This window comes from Spirosoma fluminis (assembly GCF_054778895.1).
Window position 1 is genome coordinate 46,409 of record NZ_BAAGZD010000012.1, and the last position, 14,956, is coordinate 61,364.

The window sequence follows — 14,956 nt, forward strand, 5'->3', positions numbered from 1 at the left end:
TAAACAACTATGAAATTGGTTTATAAAGCCCTTCTACTTTCTGCATTCATTAGTAGTAGTTTATCCGTCAGTTTTGGTCAGCAAGCAACCCAATTTGGCAAAGGAACAGATGAATACGGTACGTTTTTTAATAGCTTAAAAGATCAACTTATTCATACCCAATACCGGAAAACGGTTCATTTCGGCGGAAAGGAACGAAAACAGTTTGTGCAATGGATTCGGGATCATGTGCACGTTATGAAAGCCATGAAATACCTGGAGCCGGATATCAGTACGTTCTGGCAGTTTTTCATGGAGCAGCAAACGTCCGAAGGGCTTTATTTCGATTACTACTACCCGATGGTGGCGCGGGAAAATCACCGGTTGAATCTGTTCGAGAAGCGGTACTGGAAAGTGTTTGCCAGAGATACGATTCAAATGCATCGTCTGCCGGTTGAGGCCGATTTAGAATACCTGATGGTTGAAGGTGGGCACTACATCTGGCAGGCGACTGGCGACACGTCTTACCTCAAAACCTGGATTCCTCGAATGGAAAAGGGGATTCGCTATTCGATGACGGATCCGCTACGTTGGTCGAAAAAATACCAGTTGGTGAAGCGCGGCTATACTCTTGATACGTGGGATTTTATGCAGTTGCCCACCACACGGGCAGAGTATGTAAAACAGGGTAAAGACGTACAAACCGGCATTTTCAACATTGACGAAAATACGCCGATGGGAATTATGCACGGCGATAACAGTGGTACCTATGCGGCCTGTCGGCAATTGGCGCAACTTTATAATGCTCTGGGCAATGGCGCAAAAGCAACGTACTGGTCTGAGCAGGCCGACGGTGTTCGCAAACGGACCAATGACCTTTGCTGGAACGGAAAATACTACGCGCACTTTGTCCCCGACGATCCCGTCCCCTCTTACCTGAACATGGATCAGAAAAACACGCTGAGTTTGTCAAATCCGTATGATATCAATCGGGGGTTACCGACAAACGATATGGCAGAGTCGATCATTCAGACGTATCAGGGACTTAAAGGGAAAAACGTAGAAAATTCATTTGCGGAATGGTTTGGCGTTTACCCGCCCGTGGAGCCCAGTTATGCGGATTATTTGCCGGGATCCTACATGAACGGGGGCGTCAATACCATCGTTGGCGGGGAGTTGGCGAAAGCTGCTTTTCAACATGGTTTTGAAGAATACGGCGTAGATATTCTAAAACGCATGATCCAACTCAATGAAAAACACGGCGGCAAACTTCCCGTTTCCTACAAACCCGATGGCACGGTTGACGAAGGCATTCCTGACAACTGGGGACAGGCGGCTATTATGAGTGCGATGATCGAAGGATTGGCCGGTGTGGTCGATCTGGGCCATTCGTTTGAGCAGGTTGAATTGGCTCCCCGGTGGTTGGCTGCGGGTAAAAATGAAGCTGTTATAACCATTTCCTACAGTCCATCAGGGAAATTTGTACGCTATGCGTATCAGCACAATCCTCAGCGAAAAACCATTATGCTGACTATTCAAGGGGCTTCAAAACAATATAACTTAAGCCAGCTTTTACCGGTAGGGAAACGTCTAGCACGCTTGACGATTGATGGAAAAGCGTGCGCTTCGACATTAGAAAAAGTTAGGGATAGCTACTACGTACAGGTGCGAAATCTATCCGGTGGGGAGCACCGCGTTGAAATGCATTACAAATAACAGAATGCTCGAGAGTCCCCTCATTTTCAAATGTGATCGATCAAACTAGTAAAGCAACATGGCATTAATCTAAAGAAGATTAATAGACGTGTGTCTTGTCCTATAGGTATCGGACGTTTTCCTGGACGGTGGTCGGGTAGGAGGGAAGTGATTGGAAACAGGCTTTTTTTCGTTCAATAAACCCGTTCACTTTAATAGTTCAGCGTTATTAGCTGAGTTGAGGTTTAACTGAACGATCCCAGTCATCTAAAGAAAGGTTACATGAATGATCTTAGTTTTTCTACCAATTGATAAACGGTCGTACTTGACTCCTCTTCAGCCGGGTTTCGATAACCGGACCCATTGTCATACTGGGCATATAGCCTCCGGGCATTCTCAATAGCTAGTTGTTGTCGCTCCAGCAGTACTCGAAACATTATGCGTGCAGTATCTCTATGTTTGCTATAGGGAAAGCCAACTAAATCGCCTAATCGATTTGCATATTGGTTTCGATGCAGTGGACCAGATACATAGTCATAGTGTAGTAAAAACCATAATTCAAATGCCTGGTTGCTGTAAGCTACCTGAAAATTATTTGATTGTGCTATCTTGATGGCGTTGTTAAAAGTATCTGAATGTGTTTCATCCCGATCAAAAACCACCCAATAATGGTCATATTCTTTACCATTATCATTCTCGGTCTTACGACGTTTAATAGCAGCCTCCACTACTGCCATGGCATCACCAGTTGTAACGGGTAATGCTCGAACGGTTGCCGTTGTCAGTCGAAAAGCATTGAAGTATAGCGGCTCTGTATTTTCACCTTCACACAAAATAAGAAAGGACTCTCGTACAGGACGAAATGCAGATCTACGACGGATTGAGTATTCCCTATGTGATGGTCTACTCATGCGTCAGAGTTACTCCTGCTATAGGATTTTGTTCAAAAATTGCATCAAAATTGCCTAGATAGGGAATGCCTCCATACTTTCCGGCAATGTAATTTTTTTCCAATTGTTCATCGTTACGAACAGTTTTACCACCAGGCTTATAGTCAGTAAGTGCATAAATTTGAGTGGCCCCAGGAGTATCCTTTTCAGTAAACCAGATTTGGTCCCGCCTAAAAAGGCCAGCACTTAATAAATTGGTGTCATGCGTGGCAAATACGAACTGAGCATTTCGGGGATTGGTCAAAGGACTATTAAACAACTGCACGATTCGTTGCGTCAATAGTGGATGCAGTTTCGTATCTAATTCATCCGCAATCAAAATGCCGCCATTGTCTAAATGCCAGAGAATAAGTCCAATAAGGTTAAAAAACTTCTGTGTTCCTTGTGATTCAAATGTATTGAAGGGCATTGATACAGACTTAAACTGACTCGTATCAGCGTCCCAAAATACACGAGTTGTTTTTATGCCAACATTGGCCGATGGTCTGACCCTCGTCTTTAATCTGAATGAGCCTTGGTCATAAACGGTTTTAGGAAGTGGCTCAATTGGGAACCCTTCTCCCCCTCCATAAAATACATGTGACTTTATGGCTGCCCCAATGGATGCTGTTGGCATACTTTCAGGTCGTATTAATTCAATATCCTCAATCCCCAAGTCCGCATCCCGTAACAGGTTTAATATACGTTGTTTATTATCCGGCTTTTCTAAATACTGAATAGTGTAGTCTCGGAATTGATAGTCTTCCGTTCCTTGTATGTAGCGTACATCGGATGCCCAGCTCTGAACAGCCTGACAGGTTTCGTCATTAAATAGAGCCCCTAAATTTAGCAGCAGTGCTGTCTGAGCTACCATTTCGTTATTCTGAAGTTCAAGCAGCTTTTTGTAGGGCCTGTTTATACGTAGCTCATGGTTAGATCTGTCGAACACATATGTCTCCTGTTTGCGACGGATATAAAGCCACTCTGAAACAACTGCCTGCTTCAGCACTTCAAAACCATATCTATAAATTACATTATTAATGACAAAAATGGCCTCCAACAATGTTGGCTCACCATGCGATTTCTGATCAAGTACGAAAGGACTGTATGCACTAACTGCTGAGCCGGTTGGAGGTGAAAGGGTGATGCTGTCAATAAAAAATTCTATTGCTCGCAACAGATTACTTTTACCACTTGCATTGGCTCCATATACGACTGCTGACCGAAGTACGTCAAGCTCTTCAGTGGCCGCTATCAAATTGTCTGATAACTGCTCTTGTTGTTCTTTTAGACCGGAAACGCCAACGAGGCTAAAGACCTGTTCGTCTCGGATTGACATGAAGTTCCTAATTCGAAATTGAACTAACATAGTGATTTCATTGTGATAATTACACAAAATAGTCACTATTTTAGTTCAACTTCAACTAGTCTATGACAGGAAGTGCTCCAGCCTTCTCTTTCGCTTCCTCAAAAATGCCTAGAAAGAACTTCTTAATAGAATTATGATCACGGGTTCGAAAGGCATCCAGCAACTTCTTTAAACTAAAATTAACTGCATCTTCACGCCGGAGAAATTTCTCGTTTTCCAGGACAATACCCAATGACAATTCCACTGTTTTGTCAAGGTCTACCATGGACATATAGACCCGACTACTCCCAACAGATAGCATTGGGCCTATTAATTCGATTGTCGGGGCTTTCGATAGAACAGACAGTGTAACGACGAGTCTATCGGCCCGCTGAACCTGAACATGGCGCCAATACCAGTTCAGCAAACGCCTGACTGCCCTTACCTGCGGTCTGTTAACCGTTGTCCCCTGAACGAATGCCCAGGTAGATCGAAGAATCAGATCTAATTGTTCTTCCAGAAATTCCTTTTCCCGTTTATTCGCTTTTGCCGGTTCATAGAATAATGTATAGTCAAGCTGATGAAGCAAGGCGTACAAATCTGCCTCATAATCAAGCTTTTCCAAACAGTTGGCAAACCTACCGATTAGTTCTACATTGTATTTATTAAGCGAATGGTGGATATGCAGATATTCGTGAAATAAAAATAGTCGGATGAGCTGTTTCAATTCATCATCGTCGCGGCAGGCCTTCGATAAATCAATAAGCAGTGAATCGCTTAACTCCCATTCATTTGAATCAGTAGGATGCCCGTACTCAGTAGGCCTGGGATGAGTACTCACGGTGTCTTTAAGACCAACAACCTCCCATATGGGTGGAAGTCGGGGAAATGGATTGGCAACGGTAAGATCTTCATGATTAGTTAGATACTCGAACCAAATACGTTTTTGGTCGCGAGCTTCCCGTCTCCTGGTTTCGGCGTAATGCTGAACCTGTTTCAGAACTTCAGGCCAGATAGTTGTACGAATTTTGCGTGCTCTTGCTTTCTGCTTCGGCGTTAGTGTTCGGGTGGCGGATTCTGCCTCTTCGCCAGTGAGATAGACTGCTTTTTTTTGTGATGGCTGATCTGGAACGACACGGAATCGATACGTTTGAATGGGAATATTGTTCCGTAGTTGTAGTTCCTGTCCAATTACAAAACAAATTGGCGCCGGAGCAGAAACAAACAAATGAATTAAATTTACATTCGGACGATACTGCTTGAGTTCCGCCAGTGCTTGCCGGAAAGTTTCCCGTACATGTTGTACATCAGCGGGTGACTGAACGATACCAGCTCCAATCATTGGTGTACGTCCATCACCGAGTTGAATCCGAATATCAGCTAAATGATCTTTGCCAACAGCTTCCTCTACATCTGCATCAGCAACAAAAGCAGATAGTTCTACGCGAATAATTGCAGAACCCGTCAGTGGAAGTACAATTTTAGGCCAATCATTCGTAACCACCTTAAGCGTGGGCTTAGCTGCCCGCCATTCCCAGGAGTTTTCATCGCGATCCCAGCCAAAAACATCCACGTGGTACTGATCACTCAAAAATGCACCCAGTGCAATGATGTGCGGTACTTCAGCTATACCAAAATAGGCAATCTTAACATTTTTTTTCTGATCTGCATACTCCCGGATTTTACGCGCTTCATTAAGTATATAGCCTTCTGATTCAGTCCAATCCCCCCCTTCAATTGGATATTCCTGCATATCTACCAGGACATGATGCTGCGCTAAACGTGTTTCATCTTTGCTAAAAACTTCCAGTACTTCGTTCTCGCTTATTGCCCGCAAACCGGGCTGGCGTATAATCATTAGGTTTGTGGCAGTTGTCATATATGTATTTGTTAGGGTAGCTGAATAAGTTGATGGTAGGAAAAAGGCTGACGAAGAGCTTTCCAAACAGCAATGGAACTTGTGCCGATTATGGCAAAAAATAATTCATCCTGGTCATCAGGTAAGCGATCTAGTTGCATCTGCCAACTCGCAATGTCACGCGTCGACTGTACGGGATTAGGTTCAGGATGTGTATGCCATTCGCCCAGATAGTTACAAGTCCCATCGCTTTGAAACCAACGGTCATTTATTACTTGCTGGTGGCCATAAGATCCACGCCGGAAACGAAACCGGCTACGTCGATCGGTAGGTAATGGCGTCGTAATCTCATCAACCACAACATCTGGACTATTTAGGATAAAACGACCTAGTAATAAACCACCGGATTCGGGCGTATTAGATTTTACCTGCCTGTATTGATGCATTTGATTGACTACAAGCCCGGGTAATTTGAACTTCCCTTTATTGTCAGTAAATAGTAGATCAGAGCACTTCGTTTCCATTTAGCTAAGATGACAAATGGGACAATCAGTGCGATGAAAAGACGTCCGCTGATTGATTAACTCCTGTTCCGTAAATTCATATCGGGACGTGAGTTGATAACCCAGTTCTCGGAAAATGGTGCTATCCCCTTTCCAGGAACAAATTTGGTTAGATCCTTTGCCGGCTAAAGAATTTAAGGCCATGCGCACTGTCTGTTCGGCTGTACGCAGCACATCTAATGAGCCAAAAGGGGTAAACAAGCTGCCACAACCAGATAAATCTTTCAGAAATGATTGGCCTGGTAAAGCAAAAGAAGCCCGATTGGCTAAATACCCATCTTCCGTAAACTCATAAAGACATTGTAAGCAGCCGGGCTGGTCATGATATTGCTCAAGTAATGTATGTCCACCGATACCGTAAGGGTCTATCCACGTATAAAGCGCTGGTGGGCTGGATTTTCTTCTCCGGAGAGACTCGTTTAGATATTGATTTATTGTTGGTTCGCCGGTTGCAATAACAATTAAATTATAGTCTGACCAAGAAAATTTCTTTGTACGGATCAACGTTTCGATTCGCTCAGCAAGAGCAGTTACCTGAATGTATGGTATACGAAGTTCCAAATCGCTCTTAACTGCGTCTACTTTAGACATCCCAACTGCATATTGACCAACAGGGTGGCGAAAGACATTTTCTGCACTCAACACGTCATTATCAACTAACGTCAGACGACCTACTCCCGATCGTGCTAATTCTACTGCCACAGATGCGCCAACTGATCCACAACCAATTATGGCGACATGTCTGGTATGTAAGCTCGATGAACTACCACCGCGCGTCATTAAATAGTCCCGATCCAGACGGTCCAGAATAATAGGCTGTAATTTATTTACCAATGAACCTTCACAAAGTGGATAACCATATTGCACCCCAGAAAACGTAATGCCGAATAAGGCCCAGCCTCCGCCTGGCCGGGGCAATCCAAGAATAACCGTCTCAACTGATTTCCATTTGCGGGCCGCCCGTTGGAGATTGTGTTTTGTTTTTTCGGAGGTATATAATTTGATAATCTGATGAATATCCTGAAGAGACCACATGGCTCCCAAAGAGGGCGGAATTAAAGGTGTTCCCTTTTCCAACGGTACATAGAATGCTTTTTTTACATTAAATACCTCATCCCGTAATTGGACGGAAAACGAGCGAATCGTTTGCTCGTCGTCGGCTAAGTAACTAGTTTGTTTTTTCTTGTTAAGCGAACCAGTAGCCAGGATAATTTTCTTAAACGATTCTGACGGTTTTACCAGAGATTGTGTCCGACCTGTGTTAGGTAAACGGCTCCAGTATTCTGCAAACCCGTCTGTGAAATCGACTGTGTTTTCTCCCCGGTACCCGCGCGATAAGGTTTCACGGGTTCTTTGTAGAGCATCCCGAACCACAGCTGCTGGCTGATGATAATTTACGAACTGACCATCCCCTCTAACATAACAGGCATAACCATCTGCTTCAAGATGGGGAATAAAGCCCAGCGCATTGGCAGGTTGGATATAAACAAGTGGTACACTGAGTGGGAAAGACGACTTGAACCCAACAACTACCATAATAGGTTGTCCATCAATATCTATCTCACCCCGAATAGCTGCTTCAGCTCCCCGCTCTTTGTACAACCGAGGCAAGGGTATAAGACGCTCCCATGTTCCTGATAAACTTCCTGCCTCAAGTAATTTATGTACTATTGTTTCTAACTCCGGGTTGGGGCTGCTAGTCATTTTTTATGCTGATTCGTGTACCCCAACTATACCTGTGGTCGCAGAGCGTTGAGCCGTCTGAGTTTTCGCAGGTACTGGGAAATCAGCACCAAATGCTTTGTTTTGCAGCGATTGGCTGCCAGTCACTGGGTCCGCATCCTGCTCAGCCTTAACCAATAGATCATAAAGATCTGTTAAATTCTGTTCAAACGTTTTCATCTGGACATCGGTCATCTTGGCGAACAGATCGTTGTTTGGTTCGACAGGTAAATTAACCGTCAGACGTCGAATAGAATCAACCCAGGAAATTGTCTGGAAATTATCAATCATAGCCTTGACCAGGGATTTTAGAGCACCTAAGTCATTCATTTTACCACTGAACCGGTCTGTATAAACTGGAGAGAACCAGTAGTAGGCAGCCACGGAAAGAGCAATACCACGTGGAGCAGCAAAACCAGCCTTACTAAAATTAAAATCTTTCCAACGTTTTAGATAGCGTAGAATACGTCGAAATTGCTTTCGGTCATTTCCACTAAAACGTTCGCTAAGTAATTTAGCCAATGTGGCTGGGTCATCCGCAAGCCACTCCCGATTAATAGGTAATGAATTCAGTCGACCTGTAGCCAGATAAGTCTTTCCATTTGCATTCCCAGCTGAGTAAATGGCGATATCAACGTGATAGACATATTCACCATTTTTCTGATAAAATACCGTCACGCATGGACGACGAATCCGAACATCTTTCGTGTGACCGTCTAAGGCTTCATGGACTCGTTTCTTTAACGTAACCGGATCCGGATAATCCTCTTTGCTGCATATAAAATAAAGCCCCTGGTCAATGTCGTAATCACCGTTCAAAGGCTTTATCCCCGTTCCAAGCTCATACGAACCTTGGTTACGGAAGTAAAACTCCGGACATGTTTCTCCGTATTTTTCAAATACGGCTGGAAGATAATCCTCGATTTTTTTACGTACAATGTCACGTTTGTCCCGTAGAGTCTGCTCTTCCTCAAAACGGCCCAAACAAATTGTCTTATTAAACTGCTCGAACTGGGTTTGTAAGTCTGCCATTGAATTAGTTAGTAAATGCTATTGCTTTTAACACTAGCCTTTCGGCTAAATCATACATTTTTCAGCGTCGGAAGTCAATGAATTCCTCCGCCGTTCCACTGTTTGGTAACCAGCCATATTTCATAGTGGTATAACCATTCTGAAATCCAAGGAAGAACACGGTGAGCAAGAAGCATCCCGTCATGCCATTCCTTTCCATCAGGAAAATAAAGGCATAGTTCATCCCCATCATATGTATGTGGAAGGGTAACATCTGGTAAAGTGGTCAGAGAAGGATCCATGACTTGTGCAGCAGGCCGACGGCCAACGCGGTAAGTCAACCTGATTTTATAAGTCAAGCTGATAAGACTCGGGGTAACCCAACCCCACCAGCGTAATTCATCTCTCTGCAGGGTGAATTTACTGCCGGGCATAACACGGCATAGCAATTCACCCTGAGTAGGTAAAGGCACCCGTTGCCATTTATCGTGAGCCATAAAAATGGTGATTAGAAACCTTAATGCCACCTGCAGCACTTGACAACAAACCTGTACCCCGTTCCATTGATAAGTTTCCTGATTCCCTCACCTGGCGTGTCTCATCACCTAAGGAATTTAGGGCCCGGGTCACAATGTCTTCACCAAACTGCGCTTTCAGATTTACGGCTACATTAGGTAAGCCGCGTAACTGCTCCAACTTGTTAAAATCTAGCTGAGCCTGATTAACCCAGGTGAAGAATTTCTCAGCTTTCTTGGGATTATCTTTCCATTTATCAGCAAAGTTCTCTAATGGATTAACTGGGTTTTCTACAATAAACTCACCTCGCTCAAAGCGGATTAAGCCAGGAATAACTGCCAAAACGTTCTTCATGGCAGACAGCAGATCCGTTTCATTTTGATAAGCCCAGGCAGCCAGTGTCGTGATAATTATCGATATTGGTTTATCTTCATCATCGCCGAGCATGATATCCCGGTGACGTTTCAGTAGCTGAACGACCTGCTGTAGGACTGTTTTCACCCGGTGAGCTGGCACGTCTTCTACCTTCATTCGCATCTCATTGGCGAGTGTTTGCTGTGCAAGCGCAAATGCAACGTGCATTCGTGAATAAAACCAGCGGGCGTATCCTTCCGGGTTCGCCCTGGGCCAATCAATGTCTGTTCCCCATGTTTCGCGATCGGTAATGCAAAGTGCATGTTGAGCCAACTCGATGGGCACTCCTGCCAGTAACAACCAGTCATATGCATCTGGAATAGCGGGTAAAATATCCAGATGGAATCGCTCGGCTTCGTTATAATCCAGTCGCCAGCATCTGCGTCCTTCTTTATCCAGCATCCGGAGATAATCCTTATTGGCTTTCAGTCGATCTCCCACCATTTTTTTTAAAGTCTGCTGGGATACAAGTAGTTTGTTTATCTGAAGCTTACAAACAAGATCAATATCATATTCATCCTGATTGGAAAGGGGTTTAATTACAGTTCCGTACCTAAGTGATCCTTGTGGATGTATCACAGGTTTGTATATGGCTAGCGGCGAGTCGGCTGCGTCGAGCCATTTTCCAACTGCCTGATAGTGCGCAACAGCTTTATCATACTGACTGGGTGTGATATCCAGTGTCTGAGCTATTTTGAGTAATAAGCTACTGTAATTGGTTGGTGGTGTAACGACCATGTTCGGTAGGTATTTAGTTGATGATAAATGCTTGAGAAAACCCCTTGGTAAGATAATTCTGATCGTAGAGGACAAAGGGCACATCGGCCTTCGGCATTCGAACACGACCGAGCTCAATTGCAGTTGCTACAGGCATGGTGGGAAAAATATGCAGTGAAGCCCCCTGGCCATGTTTACATTTTATTCGATTTAGCAGAGTGCGCATAGTCGATCGAAAGTCGGCCAGTTGTTCTTCGGTGCGCAGATAATCATTGTCGGGTTGGTCGATCGTAAGCGTCCAGATTGCACAATCTGGACCTAGAACAGCATAAATTCGTTCTGGCGCGATGGTGGCGCTGAGGGATATGTTCAGCACGGCTAAACCATTCGATTGAGTTGGTTCAATCACATGGTAGTTTATTGGCGACATAGGCGCGCGCCATTGCCAGGTAGTAGGTTCCCGGTGACGCTGGTAAACCAAGGCGGGATGAATATCTCCCAGTAGCGCCCCAAGTTGAATTAATAAAGGTTGTGGCGCTAACCCAAAAACGGACAAATGCCTGATTTCCCCAGCTTGACGGCGGGCTTGCACCTTATGGGCAAACTGATTTTCCAGGTTAGTTCGCTCAAATTGCCAGTAGAGAGCTTCATTATCTCGTATGCTGCTGTTTGACAGACTGAGAACAATTGGGGAGGCACTAGCAGGATAATACGCAGGGGTTATTGTCCGGCTACATTCACTAAAATTCAATGGCGAGTTATGCTGACCAATATTGGCTCCGAATAATAAAACATCACTGGCTTTGTCTTCCTGTATAGAAGTTAGTCGCTCGATTCGATCCTCATGCCGTTGTTTCATCTGCCGTAATCGATCGACAGAATAATCATCCCGGGTGAGCAGATTATCCACGCGGGCATGACAATCGCCACATAGCAACATAAGATTGTCATAATCCTGACAAAGTCGTTCAGAAAGAATGCTATCCCCCCTGGCTCCTCCTACCTCGGCAGCAATAATGTGAGCAATAAAAGCATGGTTAAATGACCGCTGGGTATGTATATCTCGCCATAGAGGCTTATTACAGCCTTCAAATTCGCACCGTCCTGCTGAACAGGTCCACAGCTCGCGGATAATGCGGTCGGGAATGGGTTTTCGGTTTTTAGCTTTTGCCATTACTAATTGGATAAAATTGAACAAGCCGGACTGCTTTAGCAGCCTAAGGCTTATAGAAAAATATGGCGAGAAACTAAACGAGAATTACTGGGGAGCAGATAAAAGGGTGCTGGGAAGGCCCATTGCATCGAAAGTCCTCGTTTGGAGGATCGGAGCGCAACAACTATGTTTGCAGCTCGTTAACAACAAAAACAGGACACCCACCCACTGTTTTTTCAGTGCGCGTTTCTCTAAGGAGGCACTTTATCGGGTAGTCCAAAGGGTAAAGGGTTAGAGAGACTTGGCGGTTGACCTAACCCTTTTTTTATTTGCCTATCCTGACAGAATTGCCTTATTGTTTGTTATTTCAATTCATCGGCCAAATTTTATATGTCATACTCAATTTTGACAATCGTGACAAATCGTCATATTTAAACAACAATTGGTAACTGTTGAACGGCTAATTCAGAAAGCCGACCACCGTTTCTTCTTACGCTGCGAATTAGTTCAGCAAGATCTTTATCAGCTAATATGCTCTCGTTATAAGCAATCCATAAAAGTCCGACAGTATCGATGTAAGCCAAACCATGCTGTTTACAATAGTCTGCCAAGCAAGGAAGATTTGTTACAACAATAGTATCCCTGACAAACCGGGCAACAGCTAAACATGCGGCTTCGCCTGCGGAGCGTATTTTACAGAGTGAATTATATTCATTTATCACATTTACTTCGTTCGGCATTTCCAAACGGATGAATACGCCACCCTGTATCGCCTGTATCACCTCTTTTCGATGGGGTGAATTTGGCCGGCTACAAAGTTCATCTTCCACATCCTCCAGAATATACATTTGCCCACTAAAGAGGTATTTTGAGTACCCTAGAAATCTCCCTTTACAAAAATGACCGATAGTGTCGGCGTCCATTAACAGTCGCTTGCCTGCTACGTCAATTTTCCTCATCCAATCGATCATTTTGTTGCTCTTCGCTTACGCCGGAATCGTACAGCGCATTTCGGTAATCCGTTTCACTGATTAATTGCTTATCGTAAAGCTGCTTTGCCAGCTTTCCATAATCGCTGATTATGTAAGACGTTTCCGAGCTATTACTATCCTGACGTTTATTCAGAAAGTTTGAGTACCCATAACGCCATTGCTCACTTCTGGCTTCCTCCAACAGACGATCATAGCCAGCCGACGAGATTAGATTTTCTTCTTTGAGGCTACGTAACAATACGATGCGCGAACATTTATACAGGTGTTGGAGGTCTAAAAAAGTGCCTATTGTCAATTTATCCTTTGCACACTCAACAGCTGGGATATTATCCCAGAGGCCCGTAGAAGGAACCAATAAATAAGCAGCAAACCAGTCGGCCTGCAGCTCATCAATATCTTTCTCAGGAAACCGGCCTGCGTAACTGATTTGGGCAATTGTACGTTTCTGAATAAATAAATGGTATAACTCGTGGCATATCGAAAAATTTTGTCGGCCAATCGATTGTAGACTGTTTATAAGCATAAACCGACTATCGTCGCGGAACATAGCCATACCAGAAAAGTTACCGCTCAAAGGTCTGAACAATGCTGTTACTTTCAACTTGGCTAACAGGCCACGAACCGCCACTGGCTCAGAATCACTGAGACCTTGTTCCTGACGGAACCGGCGAGCTTCCCGTTTCATGTTTAGTTCAAGTTCAGATTTCATGCTACTATACTTCTTTTTGTCCGCTCAAGAGTTTGAATCGAAGGTAGGTTCGCGCTATCCGTTGAAACTCCGCAATCGTTTGTAGATCACTCGGTTCAAATCCATCCGAACGAAAGGCAAATTTAACTTTCAGTGTCTGTTGGTTAAATCTTGTATCAAGTAAATCCTCAGCATTTATTCCGGCTAAATCAGCTAATTTTATTAATTTAGAGTTCGGAACAGGCCGTTGACCATTCTCAAAATAACTTATCTCAACTCGGTTTACTCCCAAATACTCAGCCAGTTGCTGCTGAGAAAGCCCCAGGGCGTCACGCAAATAAGCGATGTTAGTCCCGACGACTTTAAGTTTGTCCATACATTGTCTGTCTCGCGCTTTGTTACATATGGAACGGATTTTTCGTTTTAAAGTTCATATCGTGTAACAGATTTTTTGAATGCTCAGTCCGATAGCCGAATTAATGGGCTAGGGAAACGCCAAAACTACTCCATTTGTGTGTTTAATAGTCTCTGTACCCTGTTACAGATTATAAGTACTCTGCTTAAAGTGTGTTTATAATTTGTAACGAAGTACAAGTAATCTCTATGTCTTAGATATATGATAAGCGATCGAGTTTTTTCTATGTAATTTAACTACGATCGTATAGAATTCATGTTGATTGTATATGAACTCCAAATACTAAAGTTGCAAAATAATACATTTTAATTTTATCTATCGTCAAGACGATAGATAAAATCCTTATCTTTATATGTAGTTTATAATTACAGATAAGATATGGCAAAGGGACGTTATATTCCAGATTACAGGTTTGTTCTTGCCGACAAGGTAACAGGACGATTTCCAAAAATAGATTCTACTTTAGTCAGCCAAAGGCTTTTAACAGACTCACTTGGTGAAACCTACGTTTTTGATGACCGGGACAACCAGGTAGCCAAGGTTGGTTATTACAATGCTCTTTATAAGGGAGTGGCTGAATTTGAGGCTTTTGTTTTCTAATGATGGGAAGACCTATTGCTGCAATCAGTAATTTATTCTAAAAATCGGTATGGAGAGAAAGCCTAAACGACAGAAGGTTGCTGGTTCAGGACGCGTGAAAAAAGCAGGTAAAAAAGTGGGATTGCGGCTGGCAATTGACGTAATCGACATATTAAAGCAACAGAAAAACCAAACTGATTATTTGGAAGACGCTGTTCGTGAAAAACATAGTCGTGAACTGAAAGCAGGCAATGACATCAATTAATTTATCAACAAAAACTGGATAGAAAGAGACAATCCAAAGCTAACCTTTTAGAAAGTGATAAATAGCGAGAGATGCATTGTTGAACGCAATAAAAATTTACAATTTTCTAACA

Annotated in this window: 15 protein-coding genes; 3 read left to right on the forward strand and 12 right to left on the reverse strand. The window is 43.6% G+C overall.

From position 1 onward, the window contains the following. The first annotated feature begins 9 nt into the window (after positions 1-9). The gene (locus ACYVBJ_RS15550; RefSeq protein WP_460983227.1) at positions 10-1,695 is read left to right on the forward strand and encodes a glucosidase family protein; all 1,686 of its coding nucleotides are present in this window, start codon (positions 10-12) and stop codon (positions 1,693-1,695) included. Between the two features lie 257 nt (positions 1,696-1,952). Here the strand turns inward: ACYVBJ_RS15550 and ACYVBJ_RS15555 are convergent, their stop codons facing one another. The 12 genes from ACYVBJ_RS15555 to ACYVBJ_RS15610 all read right to left on the reverse strand — a co-directional run bounded on the left by ACYVBJ_RS15555 (position 1,953) and on the right by ACYVBJ_RS15610 (position 13,961). Further along, positions 1,953-2,585, reverse strand: a complete 633-nt coding sequence (locus ACYVBJ_RS15555) for an RloB family protein (protein WP_460983228.1) — start codon at positions 2,583-2,585, stop codon at positions 1,953-1,955. Further along, positions 2,578-3,942, reverse strand: coding sequence for an AAA family ATPase (locus ACYVBJ_RS15560; protein WP_460983229.1), 1,365 nt, complete (start codon positions 3,940-3,942; stop codon positions 2,578-2,580). The genes ACYVBJ_RS15555 and ACYVBJ_RS15560 overlap by 8 nt, the downstream gene beginning before the upstream one ends. 85 nt (positions 3,943-4,027) lie before the next feature. Further along, positions 4,028-5,830: an SAVED domain-containing protein gene (locus ACYVBJ_RS15565; protein ID WP_460983230.1), complete on the reverse strand. Its 1,803-nt coding sequence runs from the start codon at positions 5,828-5,830 to the stop codon at positions 4,028-4,030. An 11-nt stretch (positions 5,831-5,841) separates the two neighbouring features. After that, complete coding sequence (locus ACYVBJ_RS15570) at positions 5,842-6,333, reverse strand: Mov34/MPN/PAD-1 family protein (RefSeq protein WP_460983231.1); 492 nt, start codon at positions 6,331-6,333, stop codon at positions 5,842-5,844. Beyond that, positions 6,334-8,076 carry a ThiF family adenylyltransferase gene (locus tag ACYVBJ_RS15575; protein WP_460983232.1) on the reverse strand — a complete coding sequence of 581 codons (1,743 nt, stop codon included), beginning with the start codon at positions 8,074-8,076 and terminating at the stop codon, positions 6,334-6,336. Positions 8,077-8,079: 3 nt separating this feature from the next. Further along, positions 8,080-9,126, reverse strand: a complete 1,047-nt coding sequence (locus tag ACYVBJ_RS15580) for a nucleotidyltransferase domain-containing protein (RefSeq protein ID WP_460983233.1) — start codon at positions 9,124-9,126, stop codon at positions 8,080-8,082. 74 nt (positions 9,127-9,200) lie between these two features. Further along, positions 9,201-9,602, reverse strand: coding sequence for a hypothetical protein (locus tag ACYVBJ_RS15585; RefSeq protein WP_460983234.1), 402 nt, complete (start codon positions 9,600-9,602; stop codon positions 9,201-9,203). After that, positions 9,589-10,773, reverse strand: coding sequence for a cyclic GMP-AMP synthase DncV-like nucleotidyltransferase (locus tag ACYVBJ_RS15590; RefSeq protein ID WP_460983235.1), 1,185 nt, complete (start codon positions 10,771-10,773; stop codon positions 9,589-9,591). Before ACYVBJ_RS15590 ends, ACYVBJ_RS15585 begins: the two co-directional genes overlap by 14 nt. A 13-nt stretch (positions 10,774-10,786) precedes the next feature. Further along, positions 10,787-11,926: an SAVED domain-containing protein gene (locus ACYVBJ_RS15595; RefSeq protein ID WP_460983236.1), complete on the reverse strand. Its 1,140-nt coding sequence runs from the start codon at positions 11,924-11,926 to the stop codon at positions 10,787-10,789. A gap of 410 nt (positions 11,927-12,336) precedes the next feature. Next, entirely contained in the window at positions 12,337-12,876 is a 540-nt protein-coding gene (locus ACYVBJ_RS15600) for a hypothetical protein (RefSeq protein WP_460983237.1), read from the reverse strand. Further along, positions 12,851-13,606, reverse strand: a complete 756-nt coding sequence (locus tag ACYVBJ_RS15605; RefSeq protein ID WP_460983238.1) for an ImmA/IrrE family metallo-endopeptidase — start codon at positions 13,604-13,606, stop codon at positions 12,851-12,853. The genes ACYVBJ_RS15600 and ACYVBJ_RS15605 overlap by 26 nt, the downstream gene beginning before the upstream one ends. Positions 13,607-13,610: 4 nt before the next feature. Next, positions 13,611-13,961 (reverse strand): helix-turn-helix domain-containing protein, encoded by a 351-nt coding sequence (locus ACYVBJ_RS15610; RefSeq protein ID WP_460983239.1) that lies wholly within the window; start codon positions 13,959-13,961, stop codon positions 13,611-13,613. A gap of 417 nt (positions 13,962-14,378) precedes the next feature. Here ACYVBJ_RS15610 and ACYVBJ_RS15615 point away from each other — a divergent pair, with 417 nt between their 5' ends. Together ACYVBJ_RS15615 and ACYVBJ_RS15620 are read left to right on the forward strand one after the other, a co-directional pair. After that, positions 14,379-14,600 carry a hypothetical protein gene (locus ACYVBJ_RS15615; RefSeq protein ID WP_460983240.1) on the forward strand — a complete coding sequence of 74 codons (222 nt, stop codon included), beginning with the start codon at positions 14,379-14,381 and terminating at the stop codon, positions 14,598-14,600. 49 nt (positions 14,601-14,649) lie between these two features. After that, positions 14,650-14,844, forward strand: coding sequence for a hypothetical protein (locus ACYVBJ_RS15620; RefSeq protein ID WP_460983241.1), 195 nt, complete (start codon positions 14,650-14,652; stop codon positions 14,842-14,844). Positions 14,845-14,956 lie beyond the last annotated feature (112 nt).